Raw genomic sequence first — 25,700 nt, 5'->3', positions numbered from 1 at the left:
TCGGCCCCGGGTCGGAACCGCACCCGTCCGAGTGTAGGCGAGGAGGCGACGTACGCCGTGGGTCTAGTTGCCCTCTTGCTGACCGCTGCCCATGCTGATGAGCTGCTGGATGGCGTCACCGCTGAGCTTCCAGTCGCCGTCGACCTTGACGAAGCCGAGCTGGATGTCGACCGGTGCCGGCGAATGCGGGCTCTTCACGGCAACGGTTGCGGTGGCCTTGTCGCCGTCCTCGGTGACCTCCTTCACCGAGAAGGCATCCGGGGTGTAGCCCGCGGCGGATGCGCCCTTGGCGAATGCCATCGCGGCCGGTTTGGTCGCCGGGTTCGTGACGTCGATGACCTTGTCGAGTTCCTCGGATGAGGTGGCCGGGTCGATGGCCTGGCGGAGGGTTTCCGTCGCGTCGTCGTTGCTGAGCCCGGTGACCTCGTCGACCGCGTCACTCGCAGCGGTCTCGACCTGGCTGGCGGCGGACTCGACGGCGGTCGACACCGCGCTCGTCGCCTCGTCGACGGTGTCGGTGGACTCCGAACAGCCGGTGGCGACGAACAGTGCGGCCCCGGCGAGGGTGACGGCAGCGATGGACTTCCGGATCTTCATGCGACTCTCCTCGGTTGGGTTGCGTTCTCCGCAGTGAGCCAACACTAACTCACCACCCTCCGGAATTAATCGGACCGCGGTCCGGTTATGGTCTGTGTAACCACGACAAGGAGGCGCGACATGCAGTTCGGACTCTTCAGCGTCAGCGACATCACCGTCGACCCCACCACGGGCACGACGCCGACCGAGCACGAGCGGATCAAGGCGATCGTCGAGATCGCGAAGAAGGCCGAGGACATCGGACTCGATGTGTTCGCGTTGGGCGAGCACCACAACGAGCCCTTCTTCTCGTCGTCGCCGACCACGACCCTGGCCTACATCGCGGCGCAGACGCAGCGTCTGCAACTGAGCACCGCGACCACGCTGATCACCACGAACGACCCGGTGAAGATCGCCGAGGACTTCGCCATGCTGCAGCACCTCGCCGACGGGCGCGTCGACCTGATGCTCGGGCGGGGCAACACCGGTCCGGTGTACCCCTGGTTCGGTCAGGACATCAGGCAGGGCATTCCGCTGGCGATCGAGAACTACCATCTGCTGCACCGGCTGTGGACCGAGCACGTGGTCGACTGGGAGGGACAGTTCCGCACCCCGCTGACGTCGTTCACCTCGACCCCGCGGCCGCTCGACGACGTCGCGCCGTTCGTGTGGCACGGCTCGATCCGCAGCCCCGAGATCGCCGAGCAGGCCGCCTATTACGGCGACGGCTTCTTCGCGAACAACATCTTCTGGCCCAATGAGCACTTCCAGCGCCTGATCGACTTCTATCGCGAACGGTATGAGCACTACGGACACGGCAAGGCCCATCAGGCCATCGTCGGGCTCGGCGGGCAGTTCTTCATCCGGCCGAAGTCGCAGGACGCGGTGCGCGAGTTCCGTCCGTACTTCGACAACGCGCCGGTGTACGGACACGGGCCGTCGCTGGAGGACTTCACCTCGCAGACGCCGCTGACGGTGGGTAGCCCGGCCGAGTTCGTCGACAAGACGCTCACCTTCCGGGAGACCTTCGGCGACTACCAGCGTCAGTTGTTCCTCGTCGATCACGCCGGGTTGCCGCTCAAGACCGTTCTCGAGCAACTCGACCTGCTGGGTGAGGTGCTGCCGGACCTGCGTGCCGGATTCGCCGAAGGGCGGCCCGCGGACGTGCCCGAGGCGCCGACGCACTCCTCGCTGGTCGCTGCGCGCCGCGAATCCCAGGACAGAGTGGCCCAGGAGGGTGCCGCCGAGGAAAGTGTGGAGGTGTCGTCATGACAGCGCTGCGCATCGTCGCGGTGAATGCCGGCCTGTCCGAACCGTCGTCGACGCGACTGCTGATCGACCGGATGGTCGCGGCGGCGGCCGAACGGCTCGGTGAGGGACGCACCGAGGTCGAGATCGTCGACCTCCGTGACCTCGCCGTCGACCTCGGGCAGGCGATGACCGTCGGCTTCGCCTCGGGCGGGGCGCGGGCGGCGCTCGACGCGGTCGAGGGGGCCGATGCCTTGATCGTGGCGACGCCGGTCTTCAACGCGTCCTACAGCGGCCTGTTCAAGATGTTCTTCGATCTCGTCGACATCGAGGCGATGGCGGGCAAACCGGTGCTGATCGGCGCGACCGGCGGCAGTCCGCGGCATTCGATGGTGCTCGACCACGCTCTGCGACCGCTGTTCGCCTACCTACGGGCCGTCGTCCTGCCGACCGGTGTCTACGCCGCGTCGGCGGACTGGGCCGGCGCCGGCGGGGACACCGCTTCGCTGAACGACCGGATCGACCGTGCCGCAGCCGAACTCGCGTCGCTCCTCACACCGCGGGGCGGTCCGGGGTCGGCGGATGCCGCCGGCGGCCGCGAGCCGTCGAACGCGCCCGCCGTCACCGACGGCCGGCAGCAGGCGGTCGAGGCCGCTGGGATCGCGAACTTCGCGAGGTTGCTCGGCACGGCGTGATCGCCTGCAGCCCTCCCTGTCAGGGAGTGGCGCGACCGGGGGTGTTGCTGCGGGCACGCAGCCGGGAGTGCGGCAGTGGCGGCGCGGGTAGGTGCTGGGTCGATCCGACGTACCCGCGGACCTGCCCGAACCGTTCGCTGTGCGCCTCCCACTGCTCCCGGTAGGAGACGATCTCCTCGTGCGTGCGACCGATGAAGTTCCACCACATCACGATGTCCTCGGACAGCGGTGCGCCACCGAGGAAGACGACGCGGGCGTCGGTGTCGGCGACGTTGGTCAGCGTGATCCGCCGCGCTCCCAGCCCCACGTAACCCAGCTCGGTGCGGGACAACGGTGCCGCGTCCGCCTCGGTCACCTCGACGGTCCCGGTGTCGACGAGGATGCCGTGCTCGTGTGCGGGATCGACATCGATGGCGACCGATGCGCCCGGTGCGAAGTCGAGCTGGGCGCCGGTCAGCGGGGTGAACGTGTGCACCGGCGAGCGGGTGCCGAACAGTTCGCCCAGGAAGACCCTGGCGGTGACCCCGCCGAGATCGAGCGGAACGGGCCGGTGATGCGCGAAGTCGCGTGGGGTGTCGGCCTTGTCGGCCGGCAGGGCAACCCACAGCTGCACCCCGTGCAGGGTGGTGGTGTCGGGTGTCGAGACCTCCGTGTGCGCGATGCCGTGCCCGGCGGTCATCAGGTTGATCTCGCCGGGGCGGACCATCGCGTGATTGCCCATCGTGTCCCGGTGCTCGACCTCCCCGGTGAACAGCCAGCTGACCGTCGCCAGCCCGGTGTGCGGGTGCGGCGGGACGTCCATCCCGCCACTGCTCGCGACATCGTCGGGGCCGTAATGGTCGATGAAACACCAGGCCCCGATCAGCGATCGGGACCGCTGCGGCAGAGTTCGGTGCACGGTCATCGCGCGCGGGCCGCCGAGGGGCACGTCGCGGGCGGTGAGGACGTCCATGCGGAGGTGGCCCGAACCCGAGGCGACGCCCGCGTCGGCGTGGCATTCGACCTCGACGGGGTCCGTTTCCAGATTGCTCATGACCACATTGTCCGCGACCGCGGCCCCGGCGTCTGCCGACCCGTGTGCAGCGACGCGGCCCGCCCCGATCAGACGACGGTCGGGTCCTCGAAACGCATCGTGATCCGGTCCACCGAGCTGGACATGAGAGCGTGCCGGCCCAATCGCAGGGACCGCAGTTCGTCGGCGATCGGGTGCGCGCCGAGTGTCAGACTCGCGCCACCGATCCGGGTGCGGGTCCCGCTGGTCGAGGTGAGTCGCCAGGGCGTCATCCGGGTGGTCCCGTCGAGTTGTGAGTAGGCGTGCAACACGGTGTCGGCGGTGGAGTCGGGGACCTTGATCCCCGGCTTCACGCTCAGGTCGGCGACGAGCGCTCCGTCGGCGACGAGCCGGCCGTGCTTCGTGGCCGAGGAGTGGTCCACGTCGAACTCGGCGAGCGTCTTGGGAAACCCCCAGATGCCGCGGCCTGCGGCCAGGGTGAAGTCGCCGTCGACGGGAAGTCGGTGCACGAGCGCACGCGCGTCGCCGCGCAGCAGGGAGCGCAGTGCCCGGACTGGGGAGGCCGGCGGGACCGACGGGTCCTCGACGAGGAAACACACCCCGAACTCGTTGTACGGCCCGAGGTCGCCGTCGACGTAGTCGACGAACACGAGCATGCACATCGTGCGACCCGGCCGGATGCGCAGGGGGCGGAGGGTGCCGGGCCGCGGCGACTCGGCGTCGATGGCCCGCGCGACGGCTGTCGAGTCGGCGGTGAAGCCGGCGACGAAGCACCGCGCGTGTCGGATCTCGACCGGCATCGTCACCGGTGTGCCGAGGACGTCGTGGGTCGAAGGTGCGCTCACCTGTTCTCCTTCTGCGAGACGACGTGCGATCGACGGCCCGGGCGGACATTCGATCGCGATTTCTAGAACATGTTCTAGTCTTGCACGTACCGGGGGTCAATGGGCGCGAGCTGTCGATGTCCCCAGGAATGTGGACACAACCGCGTGCAGATTGGGACAGATCGCCGCTGGTGAGGTCGATCACGGGGGGTCATGTCCGAGTCGTCGGATAACGTTCGCTGAGTACACGGTCACAAAACGCTGTGTAATTGCTGAGAGTCGCCGACCGTCCGCAGCCACCGCGGTCGACGCTGATCACACGGACAGGTTCCGAGGGGGTGAACGCGATGACGGGAGAGTACTCGGCGGGCGGCGCATCTCTCGTCCGAGTCGGGATGGTCGACGACCATCGTTCGCCGATCTGGGGGATCGAGCGCGTACTCGACCCGATCGCCGACATCTCCCTGGTCTGCGCAGCCTCCACGGTGGACGCGGTGCTCGGCGGGATGCCGCTCGACGTCGTCCTGCTGGACCTGCGTCTCGACGACGGCACGACGCCTCGCGAGAACGTCAACGCGTTGTCCGCGGCCGGGGTCGCCACCGTCGTCTACACGTCCGGCGAGCATCCGGCGCTGCTACGGTCGGCCGCCCGGGCCGGAGCGCTCGGCGTTGTCCTCAAGTCGGCCGATGAATCGGTCATCATCGAAGCGATCCGGGCTGCGGCGCGGGGGAGGGCGGTCCTCACCACGGAGTGGGCCGCGGCCATCGACGGCGACCCCGAGCTCGCCGCGGTCGACCTGTCGCCCCAGCTGCAGAAAGTGCTGGCGCTGTACGCATCCGGGGAGACCTCGGCGCGGGTCGGCGCCGCCCTGGGTGTGTCCGCCGAGACGGTCAACGAGTACCTCAAACGAATCCGGCAGAAGTATGCGGATGCGGGGAGGCCCACGCGCACCAAGGTGGACCTGTTCAAGCGTGCCGTCGAAGACGGCTGGTTGCCGGTGCCGCAACGGTATCGGCGGACGACGCGGGTGGTGTCCGACGATTCACGCGGACGCCGACGATGAGTGGGTGCGGACCACCGGCGGTCGGGGGCCGTGGCGCAGAGACGGTGGCGCCCAGAGACGGTGACGCCCAGAGGCGGTGACGCCCAGAGACGGTGACGCGCAGAGACGGTGGCGCGCAGAGACGGTGGCGCGGGTGAAGCCGGCGCCGACCGGAGTGCAGAGGAGGGGAACGATGGGGAACCGGGTGCGGGAACAGTTCGAGCGACGCCGGGGTCCCCAGTTCTGGGTCTACCGACCAGTAGTCGGCCGACCTACCGTTGGGGCAACGATGAGAACGCGTGGAGCGTGCGGCGTCGGGGACGTGAGCGATGCGCCGATCGAAAAGGGGATGGATCAATGACGGCGACCACAGAATTCTTCACGACCGGGGTGTCGTCGGCGCCACGCCGTGCTGATGCTTCGGACATGCTGGCGCACAAGCCTGTTGCGCGACTCGCCGACTATCGGGGAAGCGGGGAGGTGGCCGCCGCGATTCCGCGCCCGAGCCTGTCCGACCGGGAGATCGAGGTCTTGCTGGCGTGGCTGGCCGCCGACTCCAAGGAGGATGCCGCGGCGCGCCTGTTCATCTCGGCGTCGACGGTCAGCACCCACCTTGCACGAATCCGTGCCAAATACACCGCGGTCGGCCGGGGAGCCCCCACCAAGACGCATCTCTTCGCGCGGGCTCTCCAGGACGGATACACCGGCCTCGACTCGTGGTGAGTTCTCGGCCGGGCGGGTCGCGTGCGGCGCGGACCGTTCGGTCGGGACGGGATCGGCGTGGTCAGCGCAGGTCGCGTTCGATACGTGGCCAGGTCTGGTACAGGTCGTCCTGCCAGTAGCCCCACGAGTGGGTGCCGGTCGGCCGGAAGTTGACGTGGACCGGGACGTTCAGGGAACGCATGCGCTGGACCATCTGCCGGGTGCAGATGTCGATCGCGACCTCGATCCCACCGCCCAGGATCGCCTGGTTGGCGAGCGTGAACCCGTCGCCCTCGATACTCGGGTCGGTCAGCTGCTCGTGGACTCCCGGCGCGCCGGTACCGGTGGTCATATAGACCTTGCTGCCGCGGAGCTTCGCCGCATTGAGATAGGGGTCGTTGGCCCGCCAGCCGGGCCCGTCGAGGGGCCCCCACATGTTGGTCATGTCCGCCTGACCGCGGTCCTCGACCACGAGACGGATGTATTGCTGACCGGCGGGGTCGCTGGTCCGGGCGCATCCGCTGAACGCTGCGACGGATCGGTACAGCCCCGGGGCGGCGATGGCCAGATTGAGTACGGACGTCCCGGCCATGGAGATCCCGGCGATCGCGTTGACCCCTGTGGTGTCGAACGTGCCGTCGATGAGGGGCGGGAGCTCCTCGGTGAGGAACGTCTGCCATTTGTTGCGGCCGAGGGTGGGGTCGTCGCGTTGCCAGTCCGTGTAATACGAGTAGGCCCCACCGATGGGGGTGACGACGTAGGCGTGCTTGTCGGCGAAGTAGCGCTTGTAGGTGGTCCGCGCGTCCCAGGTCGCGGAGTCCTCGCCACCACCGGCACCGTTGAGGAGGTAGAGCGTCGGGGCCGGCCGGGCACGATCCCGCGGGGTGAGCACCGTGACCGGGACCGTGCGGTTCATGGCTGCGGAGTGGACGAGCAACGTCACCTGTTGTGGGTCGTCGGTGTAGGAGTCGATGACGCGGGAGCCATCCGGGGACGACGGCGGTGCAGCGGAAGCCGGCGCTCCGGTGGTGACCGCGAGACCCGCCATCACCGCGCCCACGGTCAGCAGAGCTGCGAGCAGTCTCCGACCGCCGAGACGTACGTGCCGCTGGATTCGACGACCGCTTTCGTTCACATCGCACCCACTCGTTCTCGACACGCACTCGTTCGTTGACGCATTGACCGGCTCTCCTCGGGTGGATCGTCCGCCCAGGGGAAAACGATACGAGAAGAGCGCGCCGCGCCTGTCACCCGAAGGATCGAATCTCGCCGGGTCTAGAGGGCGACCTGGGCGAGGATCGGCGTCGTCGGCTGTGGCGAGCCGCCGGCCGGCTCGATGGTCACCGCGAGCACGCTCGACCCGCTCACGTCGTTCACCACCACCGGGGCGGTGTCGTCCCCGGGGATCAGCCCGGCCGGTACGGGCCGGTCGGCGCCGCCCACCAGCCACAGTTGATAGGTGCTGTCGGTGGGGATCGGCGTCCGCAGGTCTCGTAGGAGCGCCACGGCCTGATCGGCCGACTCGGAGGTCACCACCGCGATGGTGCCGCGATCGTCGGCGAGGGGTTCGACGCTCACCGAGGCGTCGGCAGCCGTGAGCACCCCGAGCACCTCTCGCTGCGAGTCGCTGAGAGCCGTCGAGGAGGTGGACGTCTCGGGCGCGGTGGTGCGACCGATGAGCACGCCTGCGCCGAGGGCCACCGCCACGGTCACCGCCGCCGCGGCCAGGATCGCGGTGGCACGCGCCGGGCGCGGTGCGGTGCCGCCGGACCGGTGCTGTCCGGGAGCGGAATCGCGGGGTCGCAGTTCGACCGGCGGCGGTGGCGCGAGGTCGGTCTCTCCGCTGTGATCGGGTCCGGCCGGGGCTGGGGGCTCGGGGTCTGACGCGGCTCCGATCGGGGTCTGCGGGCCCGGATCGGCGCCCGCGGGCACATAGGCGTCCGGGGTCAGCGCGGCGCCCTCGAAGACATGGTGCAGTACCCGGTCCCGGAGTTCGGGCGGTGCGTCGAGCGCGTAGGTCGTGGCGAAGCCCGCCATCGCCGCCTGGATGTCGGTGATCTGCGCGTCGTAGACCGCGCGTTCCTGCGGCGGCAGGACGGCGAGTTCTCGCTCGACGCGGGTGGTCTCGTCGGGCGTCAGGGCGCCGACGGCGAAGAGTTCGACGTGGTCGTCGAGCCAGGCGGTCTCGCGGTCCCCGGATGGCGTATCGGGTGTGGTCATTGTGGGATCAGGCGTCCTCGTGCGTCCTCAGGCAGGTTCTCAACCGACGCAGGCCATCTCGAATCCGAGACTTGATGGTGGGCAGGGGGGTATCGGTGTGCCGGGCGACCTCCGGGTAGGTCAGGCCCCCGAAATAGGACATCTCGATGCAGCTCCGTTGCAGTTCCGTGAGCGTACCGAGACATGTTCGTAGCGTACGCGCCTCGTCGGTCTGCACAACGACCTCGAGCGGTATGTTTCGCGGGGTCTCCACCGACACCGCCCCGTACTGCGACATCCGCTGTTGCTGCAGTTCCTCCGAGCGCACGCGGTCCACGGCCCGCCGATGGGCGATGGTCATCATCCAGGTGATGACCGAACCGCGTCCGGGTTGGTACTCGCCGGCCTTCTGCCAGTACTGCAGATATGCCTCCTGGACGATCTCCTCGGCGTACTGACGGTCCCGCACGACCCGGAACGCGAGTCCGTAGATCCGTGAACTCGTGCGGTCGTACAGAGCGGAGAACGCGGTCCGGTCGCCCGTCGCCGCGGCGGCCAGCAACTCCCGCAGCACCTGTGCTTCGCCCCCGCGTCCGTGGTGCGCGTCGGCGGCCGCGCTGCCATCGTCCGGTGTCACTGTTCCACGGTAACGAACACGTGGGGATTTCTCGGGTGATCGTTGATCCCGGGTAGACCGATCGCGAATTCATGGATCACGGACCTACAGGTCACCGGTTGGCGGCACGGCGGTACAGGATGAGCGAGGCAGGTATGCACACCGCCAGTATGACCAGGGCCGAACCGACCGAGTACGCGACCGCGTGGTCGGCGACCCATCCGGTGGCCTCGGGGAAGGTGGGCGGCGCCTCGTTGCCGAAGAGCTGCCGGGATGCCGTCGCCACTGCGGTGACCGGGTTCCATTCGGCGATCGCACGCAACGGTCCGGGCAGGCTCTGGGCCGAGATGAACGCGCTCGACAAGAAGGTGACCGGGAACATCCACAGGAAGCCGATGCTCTGCGCGGCTTCGACATTCGGCGCGGCGAGGCCGGTCACGGCCCCGACCCAGGCCATGGCGAGTGCGAACAGGCCGATGATGCCGAAGGCGAGGGCGGCGTCGCCGGCGCTGCCCTGGACCCGCCAGCCGATCGCGAGACCGCAGGCGACCATCACCGCAAGACCGACGATCCCCAGCAGCATGTCCGAGGTGACGCGTCCGCTGATGACGCCCAACCGGGACATCGGCAGGGACCGGAGCCGGTCGACGATGCCGTCGGAGGTGTCGTTCGCCAGGCCGACGGTGGTGAACGCCGCGTTGAACACCACGGTCTGGGTGAAGATGCCCGCCATCAGGAACTCGCGGTAGGAACCCCCGCCGAACGTCGCGCCGAAGACGTAGGCGAACAGGAACACGAACATCAGCGGCTGGATGGTGGCGCTGATGAGCAGGGTCGGAATTCGCTTGACGGTGAGCAGATTTCGTTCGACCAGGACTGCGGTGTCAGTGAGCATGGAGTCGATCCGATCGGGTCGTCGGGGCGTGGGAGAGGTCGGGATCGGCGTCGGACACCTTCGGGATGACGGCGGTCTCGGCATCGGCATGGGCCCCCGCCGGTGTATCGACACCGGGGTCGCTGTCGCCGTCGGTCCCGTGCGTGTCGCGCTCCGTGAGGGTCAGGAACACGTCGTCGAGCGTCGGGGTCGCGACCGTGGCGTCCACGACGTCGATGCCGACGGCGTCGAGGGCGCGGACGGCCTCGACGGCACTGCGCGTTCCGTTGTCGACGGGAATCGACCATCGGGTGCCCGTCGATCCCGGGTGAATGGTGGCCTCCGTCTCGAGTCGTTCGGGCATGCCGAGACCGATCTCGGCCAGCGTCGTGGCGACGAGCTCGTCCTGCGGTTCCGACGACCCCGAGCGCATGTCGACCTCGACGGTGAGGATCGAACCGCCGGTGGCCGCCTTGAGATCGGCGGCACTGCCCTGGGCACGGATGGTCCCGTGGTCGATGACGGTGATCTCGTCGGCCAGTGCGTCCGCCTCCTCGAGGTACTGCGTCGTCAGCAACACCGTCGCGCCGCCCGCGACCTGTTCGGTGATGACCTCCCACATCTGGCGCCGCCCACGGGGATCCAACCCGGTGGTCGGCTCGTCGAGGATCACCAGCGACGGCCGGTTGATGAGGGCGCCGGCGAGGTCGAGCCGTCGGCGCATGCCGCCGGAGTAGGTGCGCATCGGCCGGTCGGCGGCGTCTTGGAGGGCGAGGTCGGCGATCAGCTCACGGGCACGTGTGGAGGCCTCGCCGCGCGACAGCCCGTACAGCTGCCCGACCATCCGCAGGTTCTCGAAGCCGGTCAGGTTCCCGTCGACGGCCGCGTACTGGCCGGAGACACCGATGATCTTGCGGGCCGCGCCGGGGTCGGCGATGGCGTCGACACCGTCGACCAGGACGCTGCCCTCGTCGGGCCTCATCAGGGTCGCGACCGCGCGGACGGTGGTGGTCTTGCCCGCACCGTTGGGCCCGAGCAGCGCGTGCACGGTGCCCGCGGGCACGGTCAGGTCCAGACCGTTGAGGGCGTGCACGCGACGGCCGCGACCGAACAGGCCGGTGCGGAACGTCTTTCGCAGACCGCGCAGTTCGAGCGCGTTCCGCGCCGGCGCGGCGGCGCCGGGGGTGGTACCCGGCGTCGGGGTTGTCGTGGTCGCCTCTGCCGATGTCGTGTCAGCCATACTGTGCCGCCCCATGTGTGACCTCCCTTTCACTGTCCTGCGAACGTTCCATGGCGCGGATCAGACTGGCCGGGCGCATGTCCCGCCAGTTCTCCTCGACGTATTCGAGGCACTCGTCGTGACCCGACGGGCCGAACACCACGCGCCAGCCGTCCGGGACGGGAGCGAAGTCCGGCCACAGGGAATGCTGGTTCTCGTGGTTGACGAGGACGCGGAAGGTCCCCTCGGTGTCGTCGAACGGGTTCGTCATGATTCCTCCTCCTGTGCTGCGATTCCCGGTGTGCCCGGGCTTGTTTCGATTGCGGTCAGCCACTCGGAGACGTTCTCCGGCAGCAACATGCGTGCGTGGGTGCTGGTGGCCTCGACCTCGACGATGCGACCGGTGACCTTGTCGTGCCAGCCGGCGACGGCCGGTGGGCCGTCGTGGGCGTCCACGGTCGCGGTGACGAAGGTGAGGTCGCCGTCGAAGACCCGGGGTTGCCAGTTCCGCGCCAGCGGTGACGCGTGGCGGAACACCTCGTGCACCGTCGTGAGCGTGTCCTCGGACAGCCCGCCGAGTGCTCCGCCGGCCGCGGAGATGACCCGGAACGCATCCGCCACCGTGGGCTCGGCGGCGTCGCCGGTGCCCTTCTCGGCGATCTCGTCGGGGACGTCGAGTCCGAACTCGCGCATCAGTTCCGCGATCGACGCCTCGGTGTCGAGATCGGGGCGTTCGGCGACGACGTAGCTGTCGAGCAGGACGAGCCGCTCGACGGTCTCACCGGCATCCTGCAACTGCACGGCCATCTCGTGGGCGATGAGCCCGCCCAGCGACCAGCCGAGCAGGTGGTACGGCCCCGCGGGCGAGACCGACCGCAGGCGCGCGACGTACACCTCGGCGAGGTCGGCGATCGTCTGTGGGCACGGATCGCCGGCGAGCGCCGGGTGCTGCAGCCCGTACACCGCGCGGTCCGCGGGCAGGTGAGGCAGCAGGGAGGTGAAGCTCCAGGACAGACCGATTGCCGGGTGAACCACGAACAGCGGTGCGGGAGTGTCGCTTCCGGCGCTGTCCGGGACGCGGCGCAGCGGCAGGAGTGTGCCGAGGCCGGATGCCGACGGCTCGTCGGCCCGGTTCGGATCCGCCCCGCCGTCGAGCAGGTCGGCGAGTTCCGCGGGACTCGGGGCCCCGAACAGCGTCTGCGCCGCGACGTGCTGCCCGGTGAGCTCGGTCAGCCTGCTCGTCACCGCGGTGGCCATCAGCGAGTTGCCGCCCAGGTCGAAGAACCCGTCGTCGGCACCGACGGCGTCGACGTCGATCTCGAGGACCTCGGCGAAGAAGCGGGCGACGGTCGCCTCGGTCCCGGGAGCCGGAGCTCGGCCCGACGCGGACGCCGACGGCGTCGGCAGGGCTGCCCGGTCGAGTTTGCCGGTCGGGGTCAGCGGGATGGCGTCGAGCACGGACACGGACGCGGGCACCATGTGCCGGGGCAGGCGGCGCCCCACCCGACGTCGCAGATCGGCGGGCTCCGGATCGGATCCGGGCGTCGCGGTGACGTAGCTCCGCAGGATCGCCTGCGTCCCGGTGCCGTCGACCAGCGTGACGGCGAAGTCGACGTCGGGTTCGGCGGCCAGCGCGTCGTCGATCTCACCCAGTTCGATGCGGAACCCGCGGACCTGGACCTGGGTGTCGCTGCGGCCGACGTAGACGAGTTCGCCGTCGCCGGTCCAGCGGACCAGGTCACCCGTGCGGTACATCCGCTGACCGGCGAACCGCGGCCCGGTGACCATGGGAGCCGGGACGAACCGGACGGCGGTGAGGCCGGGTCGGCGGTGATAGCCGCGCGTGAGCTGCACGCCGGTCAGGTACAGATCGCCGGTGACGCCGGGCGGCACCGGGTGGAGCCGGTAGTCGAGGACGAGCGCGCCGACGCCGTTGTTCGGCGTGCCGATCGTCAGCGGCGTGTTCGGGGTGAGCGAACGGCTGCCGGTCGTGATGATCGTGGTCTCGGTGGGGCCGTAGACGTTGATCATCGTGCGACCGGGCGACCAGCGCCGCACGAGATCGGTTCCGTAGGCCTCGCCGCCGACCGCGAGAGCGCGCAGTGACGGCACGGCGGCGGGATCCATGCTGGCGACCGCGGCGGGGGTGATGAACGCATGCGTCGCCTGTCGCGTGTTGATCACGTCGCTGAGTGCGGTACCGCCGTAGACGTGCGGTTCGACGATGGTCAGCGCCGACGAACCGGCCAGTGCGAGCAGCATCTCCAGCACCGAGGCGTCGAAACTCGGTGAGGCGAAGTGCAACACGCGGGAGGTGGGCCCGGGGGTCATCCGTTCGGCGAGTTCGTCGTGCACGGCGCGCAACCCGCTGTGCGGGACCAGGACGCCCTTGGGCTTACCGGTCGACCCCGACGTGTAGATGATGTACGCCAACTGATCCGGGCGAATCGTCGCCTCCCGTTCGGCGTCGGTGATCGGTGCCGGCGACGAGTGCTTCATGCGGGTCCGGGTCGACGCGGCGTCGAGCACCAGGGTCGGTACGTCGTTGCCGGCCGAGCTCTCCCGCATGCGTTCCCATGCCGACGAGGTCGTCACGACCAGTTGCGCGCCACTGTCGTCCAGCATGTGCGCGATGCGGTCCGCCGGATACTCCGGGTCGATCGGAACGTACGCGGCACCGGCCTTCACGATCGCCCAGATCGCCACCAGGGAATCGAGGGAGCGACTGATCGCCATCGCGACCACCGGTTCCCGGGACGACCGGACGTCGGGACCTGCGGTCCCCGGCTCGTCGTCCGGACGGGCGTGGGCCCCGACCCCGCGGCCGAGCAGCACCCGCGCCAGCCGGTTCGAACGAGCGTCGAGCTCGGCATAGGTGACTGTCTCGGGGGCGTCGCCGTCCCCGGCGGACCCGCCGATGGCGGCGAGTCCGTTCGGGTTGCGTCGCACGGCGTCGGCGATCAGGACATCCAGCGTGGTCGGCGCCTTGCCGCGCGGACCCAGCGCAGGGGTGCGCTCGGCGACCTCGAGCGGATCCGTGATGCGGATGTCGCCGATCGCGCGTCCGGGATCGCCGAGCATCCCGCGCAGGACCCGCATCAATCGGGTCCCCAGCAGGTGGGCGTCGTCGTGGCCGTACCGCGCGGCGTCGTAGGTGATCTGGACGGCGGCGTCGGTGTCGGCATCGGTCGCACCCAGGCCGGTGACGGTGAACTGGAGGTCGAACTTGGCTGCGAGCGAGTCGAATTCGGCGACCTCGGCGAGCAGGTCGTCGTCCATCGGGACGGCGGTCCCGGCGAGGGAGTCCGCACCACCGACCGGAGTCGGTGCGCCGCCGGCGAAGTCGTGCACCGACAGCGCCACCTGGAAGAGCGGGTGTCGGCCGTGCGCCCGTTCGGGGTTGAGCGCGGTCACCACGTCGTCGAACGGCACGCCCCGGTGATCGAGGGCGTCGACGTCGGCATCGCGGGTCCGGCGGACGAGCGCGGCGACGGTGTCCGCGCTCCTCAGCCGGCTGCGCAGCGGCACCATGTTGACGAACATGCCGACCACGCCGCTGTAGTCGCGGTCGACTCCGGCCACCCCGGTGCGGTTGTCCACGGGGCTGCCGATGACGAGGTCGTCGCCGACACCGAGACGGTGCAGCAGGATCGCGAGCGCGGTGTGCAGTACCGAGAACGGTGTCGTCGACTGCTCGCGGGCGAAGGCGGTCAGGCCCGCCCGGGTGTGCGCCGGGAGAGGCAGGCTCACCGACCGTGCGCCGGATTCGCCCTGTCCGCCCGATCGACGCTGTCCACCGGCCACCGGTTCGACCGTGCTCTCGGCGGGCGCACCCGTGAGATGTCCGGTCCAGAACTCCAGCTCCTCGGCGGCCGTGATCGCCGCTGCACTCTCGACGGCGTGATCGCGGTAGTCGAGTTCGGCGGCGGCCCAGGTCCCGATCCGGCCGGAGCGCCGTTCGCGGTAGGCCTGCGCGAGGTCGCCGACGAGGATCGGCAACGACGCGCCGTCGGCGGCGATGTGGTGTACGACGAGCATCAGTACGTGGTCGGCGCAGTGCCGGGTGCCGGCGTCGTCACCGGTACCGGGGTCGACGAGAAGCGCTGCGCGCAACGGCGCCTCGGTGGTCGGATCGATCGGCGTGGACGCGAGACGTGCGAGCTCGCTCATGAGCGCGTCCGGGTTCGCGGGCACGATCGGCGTCAGCGCGCCGACGACCGCCTCGGGGTCGTCGAGCACGCGGCCGGACGGGGCGCCGTCGACGGCCTCGAAGACCGTCCGGAGGCTCGTGTGCCGCCCGACCACGTCGGCCAGGGCCCCGCGCAGCGCGTCGACATCGACCTCGCCGGACAGTCGCAGGACGAAGGGCATGAGGTACTCGGTCGACGCCGGGTCGGCCGCGGCCAATGACCACAACCGGCGCTGGACCGGCGCGAGCGGGAATGCGTCCCGGCGCTCCGGGCGGTCCGCCGAGGCGTCGGCCGCAGCGGCGGATTCCCAGTCCTCGGGCAGGCTGATGAGGTCGGCGAGGGCCTCGGCGGTCGGGTTGTCGAACACGTCCCGGACGCGCAGCCGACCATCGATCGACGCGCGGTTGATCCGGCTGACCAGCGTGGTCGCCTGCAGTGAGGTGCCGCCGAGCAGGAAGAAGTCGTCGGTGGCCCCCACCTCGTCCCGGGCGAGACCGAGCACGTCGGCGACGATCTCGACCAGCGCGGTCTCGGCGTCGGTGCGCGGGGCGCGACCGGTGGACGAGATGCTGCTCGCCGAGGGCTCCGGCAGCGCCCGCCGGTCGAGCTTGCCGTTGCCGGTCAACGGGATCTCGTCCAGCACGACGATCGCGGACGGGACCATGTGGCGGGGGAGTCGACGGCGCACGGACTCGAGAACCGTTGCCGTGTCCAAGGTCTGGTGTTCCGGCGTCTCGGCGTCCGGGCTACCGCCGGACCGGGTGACGTAGCCGACCAGGGTGGCCGATGCGCTCTCACCGCGCACGACGGTGGTGGCGAAGTCGACCCCGTCGACGGCCGCCAGCGCGGCACTCACCTCGTCGAGCTCGATGCGGAAGCCGCGGACCTTCACCTGGTTGTCGCTGCGTCCGTGGTAGATCAGCGCGCCGTCGGCGCCGCGGTGGACGATGTCGCCGGTACGGTACATGACGGCCCCGCGACCGGTGGGTGAGGCCACGAATCGTCCGGCGGTCAGACTCCGCCGGCCGAGATAGCCGCGTGCCACTCCCGGCCCGGCGAGATAGAGCTCGCCGGGGACGTGGTCGGGCAGCGGGCGCAACCGGTGGTCGAGCACGAGCGCGGTGCACTCGTGGACCGGCGTGCCGATGGTGATCGGCTCATCCGGGTGCAGCGGGGCCGACATCGCGGCGACGATCGTCGTCTCGGTGGGCCCGTAGGAGTTGATGTAACGACGGCCGGTTCCCCAACGCGCCACCAGCTCCGGCGTGCTCGCCTCGCCACCCACACCCAGCGTCCGGAGGTGCGGCAGGGGATGCGGCGCGGCGGCCGCGAGCGCCGACGGGGTGATGAACGCGTGGGTCACCTCGCGGTCGTCGAGGAATTCGACGAGTTCGTCACCGCCGTAGATCGTCGTCGGGGCGACCACCATCGTCGCGCCGGATTCGACCGCGAGCAGGAACTCCAGCATGGACGCGTCGAACGAGGGGGAGGCGAACAGCAGGGTGCGGTCACCGGGGCCGACCTCGTACCGTTCCCGCTGGGTCGCGGCGAACGCGGCCAGACCGCGGTGGGTCACGCTGACGCCCTTGGGCTTTCCGGTGGATCCTGACGTGTAGACGATGTACGCGATCGAATCGAGGTGGCGGGCCGGGGACGCGAACGCCGTCCGCTCGCCTGCGCACAGGTCCTGCGGGGTGAGCCACCAGATGTCGCGCGGCACATCGCGACGATGGTCGGTGCCGCTGATGCCGAGGATGGCGCCGGAGTCGGCGATCATGTGGGCGATCCGCTCGGCCGGATAACGCATGTCGACCGGCAGGGCGGCGGCGCCGGACTTGGCCACGGCCCAGGTGGCGATGACCGACTCCAGGCTGCGATCGACGGCGATCGCGATCACGTCCTCCGGACCGACCCCGAGATCTCGCAGGGACCGCGCCCAGCGGGCGGACACCCGGTCGAGTTCGGCGTAGGTGAGCGTGCGGTCGCCGTCTTCGATCGCGACCTGCTCGGCGTGATCGATGACGGTGTCGGCGATGATGTCGGCGAGGTGCCTCGGCTCGACGGCGTCACCCCGATCGGCGTCGGCGTCGGCGACGTTCGCGTTGCCGGTGATGCCGGGGTGGCCGAGGGCGAGGTCGTCGAGCGGGGTGGACGGGTCCGCGACGACCGTACGCGCGAGATCGACGAACATGCGGGCCAGTTCGGTGACACGCTCGGCGCTGTGGACGTCGGTCGCGTAGGTGAATCGTGCGCGACCGCTGCGGATTCGCAGCTCGAGGTCGAACCGCACGCCGTCGGTCTCGATCTCCTCGGCGACGATCTCCAGGCCGGGCAGGTCCACCCGGGTGTGGTCGGGTTCGAGGGTGTCGGAGACCCCCGCGTCGAAGGCGAGGGCGATCTGGAACACCGGATGACGATCTGTTCGAGGCGGATTGAGCATCGAGACGATCTGCTCGAAGGGCATGTCCGCGGCCGACAGCGCCTCGAGATCCCGGTTGCGCACCGACTCGAGGAGCGCCGCGAACCCCTTGCTCCCGTCGACCGGGGTCCGGAGGACGACCGAGTTCACGAACATGCCGACGATCTCGGCGAGGCGGGGGTCGGTGCGTCCGGCGACCGGGGTGCCGATGACGATGTCCGACGGCGTACCGGCGACGTGGACCTGCGGGTCGGCCGTCAACCGGTGCAGCAGCGCGGCGAACACCGCATGCACGCACATGAACTCGGTTGCCCGGCCGTCACCCAGCGCACTCAACCGGCTGCGCAGGTCGGTGTCGAACTCGATGTCGACGACGCCGGCGGTCCGGCTGGTTCCGGCCGGCGCATCGGGGAGGAGGATCGGTCCGACGTCGAGGCCGTCGAGATCCTGGCGCCACCGGTCGGCCAGGTCGGTCCGGGACTCGAGGTGGTCGGCCTGCCAGCGGAGGTAGTCGCGATAGTCCAGGGCTGCCGGGGTGGCGGTGAGCGTGGGCTCGGCGCCGTTCTCGGCGGCGGCGCGCAGTTCGGCGTACGCGTGGGTGATGTCGCGGTGCAACGGCACCATCGACCAGCCGTCGGCGGCGATGTGGTGGATGACGAGAGTCAGCTTGTGATGCGTGACGTCGCCGTCGATCCGGTGCAGAGCGACGCGCAGCGGCACGTCGACGGTGAGGTCGAACGGACGACGGGCCAGTGCCTGTGCCCGCTCCGCCCAGTCGGCCGCGGTCGTCTCGTCGACGGTCAGGTCGGTGTGGACCTCGTCGGCGGGACGAACGTCGAGGACGGGCCGTCCGTCGTGCTCAGGGTAGACCGTGCGGAGCATCTCGTGGCGCTCGACGGCGTACCGGAGTGCGCCGGCCAGGGCGGCCACGTCGAGGTCGCCGCGCAGGTCCAGCGCGAAGGCGATGGCGTAATCGGCAGTCGGCGAGCCGGTCTCGGCCTCCGGGTGGCTTCCGTCGGCATCCGGGAGGCCGGCCAGCTGGTTGAGGAACCAGAGCTGCTGCTGAGCGGGTCCGGGCTGGGCCGGGCTGTCCGGATCGTGCCGCAGATCGGGCAGTGTCCGCGCCTCGACGAGCGAGGCGTGGCCGTCGTCGGTGCCGGCGAGACGGGCGATGCCGGCGACGGTCGAATGATCGAAGACCTCGCGGACGGGGATGCGCTGCCCGGTGAGATTCTCCAGCGCGCCGACGATCTGGGTCGCCAGCAGTGAGTTGCCGCCGAGATCGAAGAAGTCGTGATCGCGCCCGATGGTGCCGGGCTCCAGCTCCAGACGCTCGGCGATGAGATCGGCGACGGCCTGCTCGATGGGGGTGCGGGGTGCGATGAACGCGACGTCGGCGCCCACCGAGGCCGGTTCGGGCGCGGGCAGGGCGCGGAGATCGACCTTGCCGATGGGAGTCGTGGGGATCTCGTCGAGTTCGATGATCGTGGACGGGATCATGTGCCGGGGCAGGCGTTGCGCCAACCGGTCGCGCACAGCCGCGGCCTGACCTTGGCCACCGTCGGTGACCGTCACGTACGACACGAGATGGGCGCGATCGCCCTCGCCGTGCGTGGTGGTGACCGCGGCGCGGACCGCGTCGTCGGCGACGAGGGCGGCGTCGATCTCGCCGAGCTCGATGCGATGGCCGCGGATCTTGGTCTGATGGTCGGCGCGCCCGCGGAACTCGAGTTCGTGGTCGGCGGTCCAGCGCACGAGGTCGCCGGTACGGTACATCCGCTCGCCGGGATCGCCGTACGGGTTGGCGATGAAACGCTTCGACGTCAGCGGCCGGACACCGTGATACCCGCGGGCGAGATGCTCGCCGGCGATGTACAACTCGCCGACCGCGCCGGGGGCGACCGGGCGCAGGCGCTCGTCCAGCACCACCGCGGAGATGCCGCGGATGGGGCGACCGATCGTCAGCGTCGTGTAATCGGGACTGATCGCCGCCGACACCGCGGCCACGACGGTGGTCTCGGTGGGACCGTATGCGTTGAACAGCTTCGGTCCGGACGACCAGGTGCGCACCACCTCGGAGTTCGGGTGTTCGCCACCGATGACGAGTGCCTCGAGGTCGGGCACGTCGTCCGGGGACATGGTCGTCAGCACCGACGGGGTGAGGAACGCGTGCGTGATCCGCGCGTCCCGCATGAGCTCGGCGAGTTCGGCGCCGCCGACGATGCCCGGCGGGACGATGTGCATCGTCGACCCGGCGGAGATCGCCATCAGGATCTCGAGCACCGACGCGTCGAAGCTCGGCGACGCCATGTGCATGGTCCGGCTGCCGGGGGTGATCCCGTACTGCGTGACCTGCTGCGCACCGAAGTCGGCGAGTCCACGATGACTGACCACCACGCCCTTCGGCGTGCCGGTGGTGCCGGATGTGTAGATCAGGTAGGCGGGCTGGTCGACGTCGAGGACGCCTCGGCGGTCCGAATCCGTCACAGCCGCCGAGGATCCGGCGTCGATGCGGGTGCGGGTGTCCGGGTCGTCGAGCACGACGGTGGTGACCTCACCCCCGGCGCGGGGATCGGATGCGCGATCGGTGACGAGCAGCCGCGCTCCCGAGTCGGTCAGCATGTGTTCGATGCGGCCCGCCGGGTAGGCGGGGTCGATCGGGACCCAGGCGGCTCCGGTGCGGGCGATCGCCCACATCGTCGTCATCCATTCGACACCGCGCGGAAGAGCCACGGCCACATGACGTTCGGGACCGGCGCCGCCGTCGATGAGCAACCGCGCCAACCGGTTCGACGCCGTGTCGAGTTCGCGGTAGGTCAACGAGCGCGTGCCGTCGGTGACCGCGATACGGTGCGGCGAGGACTCCGCGGCCGCCGACAGCAACCGGGTCAGGTGCTCGACCGGGCGGCGGCCGTCGCCGACGGCCGGCACGAGGTCGAGACGCTCGTGCAGGTCGAGAACGGGGAGATCGCCGACGGGTGCGTTCGGGTCGGCGGTCGCCGCCTCCAGCATCCGGATCAGTCGCGAGCCGAGCCCGGCCACCGTGCCCCGGTCGAAGAGTGCGGTGGCGTAACCGATCTCGAGGGTCAGCCCGGTCGGTTCGCCGCTCGCCCCGCGCACCTCGGTGAAGGTGAACTGCAGGTCGAAGGTGGTGCGGCCGGTGTCCACGCGGGACGCGGTCGCCGCGAGTCCGGCGAAGTCGAGGCGGATCGCGGAGCGGTCCTCCAGGGCCAGCGACACCTGGAAGAACGGGTGGACGTTGCCCGACCGGACCGGGTTCAGCTCCGTCACGAGCCGATCGAACGGCATGTCGGCGTTGTCGAACGCGTTCAGGTCGGTGTCCCGGACCCGGGCCACCAGATCGGCGAACGGCATGTCCTTGTCGACGTCGGTGCGCAACGCGAGCGTGTTGACGAACATGCCGACGAGGTCGTCGAGATCGGCATCGCCGCGGCCGGACACCGGTGTGCCCACGAGGACGTCCGAGGACTGCGCGAGGGAACGCAGCAGGAGCGCCACCGACGCATGGAGCACCATGAACACCGTGGCGTCGGCGTCGGTGGCGATGGTCCGGATCGCGGTATAGGTGTCGGCGTCGATCGTCGAGGTCACCGAGGAGCCGGATCGGCCGGTGACCTCGGAGTCCCGGCCCCGCGGCCGGTCCAGGGGCAGTTCGGTCTCACCCGGCGCGCCGGCGAGGGTGTCCCGCCAGAAGTCGAGTTCGGCTGCGGCGTGGGGACTCTCGTCGAGCCAGGCATGCCGGACGGCGCTGGTCTGCGAGTAGCTGACCGGCAGCTCCGCCCAGGTGGGTTCGGTCCCGTCGCGTCGGGCTTTGTAGGCGGTGGCCAGGTCGCCGGCGAGTGGGGCAAGCGACCAGCCGTCGGCCGCGATGTGGTGGACGACCATCGTCAGCCGGTGATCGTCGTCGTCGGTCCGGACGAGGCGTGCACGAACGGGGATCTCGGTGGCCAGGTCGAAGGGCCGCGAGGCGAAGTCGCGGTCAGGGCACTGCGCGACGTCGGCGGCGGCGAGAACCGGGAGGTCGACGTCGACCTCGCCCGGGTCGGTGGCGGAGATGCAGGCCACGCCGTCGATCTCGGCGACGACGCTGCGCAGCGGCTCGTGTCGTCGGACCACGTCGACGAGTGCCGCGCGGAGGGCGTCGGTGTCGAGTGCCCCGACGAACCGGACGGTGAACGGCATGTTGTATGTCGCCGAGGACGCCGGGTCCAGACGGGTCGCCAGCCACAGGCGGTGCTGGGCGGGGGACAGCGGCACGGCCCCGGACGCGGTCCGGCCCGCGGTCTCGTCGACGCCCGCGGTACCCGCGGCGGCCAGGGTGTCGGTGTCGACGCCGAGGTCGTCGATGGTCGCGACGATGCCGGCGAGGTCGTCGGCATCGAACACGGTGCGGATCCCGATCCGGTGGCCGGTGGCCCGGGAGAGCCGCGACGCCATCCGAGTCGCGGACAGCGACGTCCCGCCGATCTCGAAGAAGTTGTCGCTCAGGGAGACCGAGGCCGTCTCGGCGTCCGCGGAACTGCCCGACGAGCGGTCGGCCGCGTCCTCGTCCTGCAGGTCCAGCACGTCGGCGACGGTGGTCACGACGAGACGCTCGAGCGGGGTGCGGGCGGCGACGAACTCGCGGTGGGTCCGCAGATCCGGCCGGGGGAGGGCGCGCCGGTCGAGCTTGCCGTTGGCGGTGGTGGGCAACGAGCCGAGGACCATGATCGCGGTGGGGATCATGTGATCGGGAAGCGCGGTGCGGAGTTCGGCGCGCAGGTCACGGTCGGCGAGCCCGGTTCCCGTGACGTAGCCGACGATCGTGGCCTCACCGGCGATGAGATCGTCGCGGATCACCACACCGGCCGCGGTGACGTGGTCGAGGCCGCTGAGCGTCGATTCGATCTCACCGAGCTCGACGCGCTGGCCGCGGATCTTGACCTGGGAGTCGGTGCGGCCGAGGTACTCCAGCTCGCCGGTGGCGTTCAGACGGACGAGATCGCCGGTGCGATAAAGACGTTCACCCGGCGCCGCGGGCGAGGCGACGAACCGCGACGAGGTCAGGTCTGCGCGGGAGCGGTACCCGCGGGCCAGCTGGACACCGCCGAGATAGAGCTCGCCGATCGCGCCGGGCGGTTGCGGCCGCAGGCGGTGATCGAGCACGTGGACGCTGGTGTTCCACACCGGGGAGCCGATGGGGATGACCGGGAGGTCGGCGCGGCAGTCGTCGTGATGGGTGACGTCGACCGCGGCCTCGGTGGGACCGTAGAGGTTGTGGATCGGTGCGGCGGTCAGCGTCGCCGAGGCGCCGACCGTCGAGGGCGTCAGTGCCTCACCGCTGGTGAAGATCCGGCGCAGACTCGTCAGCGCCGACGCGTCGTCGGTGTCGAGCGCCGCGGTGAAGGCGGCCAGCATCGACGGGACGAAATGCACGGTGGTGACCCGATGTTCGGCGATCACATCGCGCAGGTACCACGGATCACGGTGCCCGTCGGCGGTCGGCACGACGAGCGCGGCGCCGGTCGTGAACGGCCAGAAGAACTCCCACACCGACACGTCGAAGGTGGCCGGGGTCTTCTGCAGCACGCGGTCGTCGGTGGCGAGGTCATACCGGGACTGCATCCACGCGAGGCGGTTGACGATGGCGCGGTGGGTGATGACCACGCCCTTCGGCTTTCCGGTGGACCCGGACGTGAACAGCACGTAGGCGGCCGTGTCGGGGCTCGGGGGCGTCGGCGCGGCCGCGTCGGGATCGTCGTCGGCGCGCAGTTCGGCGAGTACCGATTCGGTGATGACGAGGTCGGGCGAGGCCACCTCGAGGATGTGACCGAGCCGGTCGGCCGGCTCGGCCGGGTCGATCGGCAGGAACGCCGCGCCGGCCCGGACGACGCCGTGCAACGACACGACCTGGTCTGTGCTGCGGGGCAGCTGAACGCCGACGACGCTCTCGGGGCCGATCCCGCGACGGGCGAGTGCGGAGGCGATCTGCGTTGCCGCGCGGGCGAACTCGCGATGGGTGAGCGAGCGGCCGTCCTGCGCGTCGGTGATCGCGATCTCGTCGGGGTGGGCCCGGGCCGCGTCGTCGAGCAGGTCGACGAGGGTGGTGTCGCCGTGGTCGACCCGCTCCCCGGTCATGCGCTCGGGGAGTTCGGTGCGTTCGGCGTCGCTGAGAACATGCAGGTCCGCCACCCTGGTCTCGACCGGCGCTCCGACGAAGGCGGTGACGAAGTCGACCAGGCGCCGGTGATGGGTGGTGATCTCGTCGGCCGGGTAGATGTTGGGGTTCGCCTCGAGGTCGAGGGTCATCCCACCGTCGAGGCTGTCGTAGACGTTCACCGACAGGTCCTCGATCGGACCCGTGGACAGCACGTGCAATTCGCCCTTCAGCGGACCGAAGTCGATGTGCTGGAAGAACAGCATGACGTTGACCAGCGGGCCGAAGAATCCTCGTCGGGCACCGGCCGCGCCGAGGATCTGCGAGGTGATGTCCTCGTGCCGGAACTTCTGATGGCGGACGGCGACCTTGATCTCCGAGTTCGCCGACGTCAACAGATCGGCCAGGGTGGCCGTGTCGTCGTCGAGCGCGATGCGCAGCGGGATGACGTTCGACGTCAGGCCCGCCGAGGTGCGGAGGACATCGCGATCGCGGGCGGCGACCGGCAGGCTCAGCATCGCCTCGTCGCGGTCGGTGTAGCGCGCGACGTAGGCGGCGACGGCGGCAGTGATGACCGAGGCGGGCCGGACCCGGTGCGTGCGGCCGAGTTCGCGGATGCGCGCGACGAGCGTGTCGTCGAGCACCGCCGAGCGGACGTCCGACAGCGGCGCCGCCGAGGCCGAAAGGCTGGTGAGAGTGGTCATCTCGGGCATATCGGCCAGGTGTGCCGCCCAGTGCTCGCGGTCCTCGACGAACTTCGCCGACGCGCGGTATTCGCGGTCGAACTCGGCGATGTCGACCATCGACGCGGTGTCCGCGATCGGGGGCGGGGTCCCGTTCACGATCGCGGTGTAGTGCGAGGCGACGCGCAGCATCATGTACATCGCCGCGTAGCCGTCGAAGCCGATGTGGTGACCGTGGCAGTACCAGATCGAGTGTCCGGGACCGATTTTCAGCAGATGGGTCTCCAGGATGCGGTCTTCGAACACGTCCGAGCTCGCGCTTCGCCTGCGGTCGATCCAGGCCAGCGCGGCCGCGCGCGGGTCGTCGGCATCGGAGAAGTCCTGCCGCCCGAGTATCACTCCCTGCGACCGGTCGAGCACCATCATCGGCTCGCCGTCGTCGGTCGGGATCAGGCGGAGCAGGGGGGCCTCGGTCTCGCGCTCGGTCAGGGTGACCGCCCGCTGCATGATGTCCGGATCGACGTCGACGAGGGGGTCGTCACCGTTCTCGGCCTGTGGACCCGAGGTGTCGCCGCGGAACTCGACGTACGCGTCGATGGTCATCGGCACGTCCGGCTCGAGCTGCTGTGCGTAGAAGATGCCGCGCTGTGCGGCGGTCATCGGGATCGTCAGGCCGGTGTCGATGTCGGTAGCAACGGTGTTCCGGACCGCGTCGTCTGTGGTCACGCGTGCCTCCCCTGTGAGTGCGCCCGCACGGCAGCGTCGAACCCGGATCGAGCGTGGGGATTCGAACTCCGGTCCACGAACTCGGGGCGGGTGGCCCGGAGTCGAGGACTTGCCGTCAGGCCCGCGGTTGTCGGACTGAGCTGCGGAGCCGGGAGGCATGGTGATCGTTCGGCTCACGATCGGCAGCCGAGATTTCCCCCGGTGCTGACACGCCCCCCGTGTTTCGCTCCCTCCCGACGCGCTCTCGTGGCTCGCCGGGCGGGCTTGTAATCTGGTCGATCTCGTCTCATGGGTGCTTCGCGTGGCGGTACACCCCAGATGGGTCGATGCGAAAAAAACTTTCCCGGCCCGGTGTCATCCGAAACCCGCGGCCGATGACGGCGGCACCGATTTGGCCCGGACCTGGGCATTCCCCTACACTTGTGGGGTTGCCTGCGGCACTGTTGTGTCGCGAATCGGCTCACGAACCCACTGGGGCGGACCGCTCAGGTGTCACAGCCTGGCCAAAACCCCAGGC

At 70.0% G+C, this 25,700-nt stretch carries 14 protein-coding genes; 4 read left to right on the top strand and 10 right to left on the bottom strand.

Annotated features, from left to right (window positions below; all coding sequences use genetic code 11):
• Positions 1-63 precede the first annotated feature (63 nt).
• A complete protein-coding gene (locus MHN80_RS03510) occupies positions 64-597 on the bottom strand; it encodes a DUF4878 domain-containing protein (protein ID WP_239399573.1) in 534 nt (177 codons plus the stop codon).
• A 120-nt stretch (positions 598-717) separates the two neighbouring features.
• Between MHN80_RS03510 and MHN80_RS03505 the strand changes: the two genes are divergently transcribed.
• Entirely contained in the window at positions 718-1,848 is a 1,131-nt protein-coding gene (locus MHN80_RS03505; RefSeq protein WP_064569435.1) for an LLM class flavin-dependent oxidoreductase, read from the top strand.
• Positions 1,845-2,519 (top strand): CE1759 family FMN reductase, encoded by a 675-nt coding sequence (locus MHN80_RS03500; protein WP_239399571.1) that lies wholly within the window; start codon positions 1,845-1,847, stop codon positions 2,517-2,519. Before MHN80_RS03505 ends, MHN80_RS03500 begins: the two co-directional genes overlap by 4 nt.
• Before the next feature lie 19 nt (positions 2,520-2,538).
• Here the strand turns inward: MHN80_RS03500 and MHN80_RS03495 are convergent, their stop codons facing one another.
• Both MHN80_RS03495 and MHN80_RS03490 read right to left on the bottom strand, forming a co-directional pair.
• Positions 2,539-3,552: a pirin family protein gene (locus MHN80_RS03495; protein ID WP_239399569.1), complete on the bottom strand. Its 1,014-nt coding sequence runs from the start codon at positions 3,550-3,552 to the stop codon at positions 2,539-2,541.
• Between the two features lie 68 nt (positions 3,553-3,620).
• Positions 3,621-4,376 (bottom strand): acetoacetate decarboxylase family protein, encoded by a 756-nt coding sequence (locus tag MHN80_RS03490; RefSeq protein ID WP_101821593.1) that lies wholly within the window; start codon positions 4,374-4,376, stop codon positions 3,621-3,623.
• 326 nt (positions 4,377-4,702) lie between these two features.
• Between MHN80_RS03490 and MHN80_RS03485 the strand changes: the two genes are divergently transcribed.
• Both MHN80_RS03485 and MHN80_RS03480 read left to right on the top strand, forming a co-directional pair.
• Positions 4,703-5,419: a LuxR C-terminal-related transcriptional regulator gene (locus tag MHN80_RS03485; RefSeq protein WP_239399567.1), complete on the top strand. Its 717-nt coding sequence runs from the start codon at positions 4,703-4,705 to the stop codon at positions 5,417-5,419.
• A 336-nt stretch (positions 5,420-5,755) separates the two neighbouring features.
• On the top strand, positions 5,756-6,121 hold the full coding sequence (locus MHN80_RS03480) for a response regulator transcription factor (RefSeq protein ID WP_101821591.1): 366 nt from the start codon (positions 5,756-5,758) through the stop codon (positions 6,119-6,121).
• 61 nt (positions 6,122-6,182) lie between these two features.
• Here the strand turns inward: MHN80_RS03480 and MHN80_RS03475 are convergent, their stop codons facing one another.
• The 7 genes from MHN80_RS03475 to MHN80_RS03445 all read right to left on the bottom strand — a co-directional run bounded on the left by MHN80_RS03475 (position 6,183) and on the right by MHN80_RS03445 (position 25,183).
• Positions 6,183-7,235 carry an alpha/beta hydrolase gene (locus MHN80_RS03475; RefSeq protein ID WP_374206303.1) on the bottom strand — a complete coding sequence of 351 codons (1,053 nt, stop codon included), beginning with the start codon at positions 7,233-7,235 and terminating at the stop codon, positions 6,183-6,185.
• A 140-nt stretch (positions 7,236-7,375) separates the two neighbouring features.
• Positions 7,376-8,320: an anti-sigma factor gene (locus MHN80_RS03470; protein ID WP_239399565.1), complete on the bottom strand. Its 945-nt coding sequence runs from the start codon at positions 8,318-8,320 to the stop codon at positions 7,376-7,378.
• A 7-nt stretch (positions 8,321-8,327) separates the two neighbouring features.
• Positions 8,328-8,936 (bottom strand): ECF RNA polymerase sigma factor SigK, encoded by a 609-nt coding sequence (gene sigK / locus MHN80_RS03465; RefSeq protein ID WP_004020523.1) that lies wholly within the window; start codon positions 8,934-8,936, stop codon positions 8,328-8,330.
• 91 nt (positions 8,937-9,027) lie between these two features.
• A complete protein-coding gene (locus MHN80_RS03460; RefSeq protein WP_004020522.1) occupies positions 9,028-9,810 on the bottom strand; it encodes an ABC transporter permease in 783 nt (260 codons plus the stop codon).
• Positions 9,800-11,044 (bottom strand): ABC transporter ATP-binding protein, encoded by a 1,245-nt coding sequence (locus tag MHN80_RS03455; protein WP_374206302.1) that lies wholly within the window; start codon positions 11,042-11,044, stop codon positions 9,800-9,802. The genes MHN80_RS03460 and MHN80_RS03455 overlap by 11 nt, the downstream gene beginning before the upstream one ends.
• Positions 11,022-11,279: an MbtH family protein gene (locus MHN80_RS03450; RefSeq protein ID WP_004020520.1), complete on the bottom strand. Its 258-nt coding sequence runs from the start codon at positions 11,277-11,279 to the stop codon at positions 11,022-11,024. The genes MHN80_RS03455 and MHN80_RS03450 overlap by 23 nt, the downstream gene beginning before the upstream one ends.
• Positions 11,276-25,183 (bottom strand): non-ribosomal peptide synthetase, encoded by a 13,908-nt coding sequence (locus MHN80_RS03445; protein WP_239399561.1) that lies wholly within the window; start codon positions 25,181-25,183, stop codon positions 11,276-11,278. Before MHN80_RS03445 ends, MHN80_RS03450 begins: the two co-directional genes overlap by 4 nt.
• Positions 25,184-25,700 lie beyond the last annotated feature (517 nt).

The sequence above is a fragment of the Gordonia sp. McavH-238-E genome, from assembly GCF_022348225.1.
In the GTDB taxonomy this organism is placed as follows: domain Bacteria; phylum Actinomycetota; class Actinomycetes; order Mycobacteriales; family Mycobacteriaceae; genus Gordonia; species Gordonia terrae.
The sequence above is the reverse complement of the archived record's forward strand: the minus strand, read 5'-3'. Positions and strand labels throughout refer to the sequence as shown.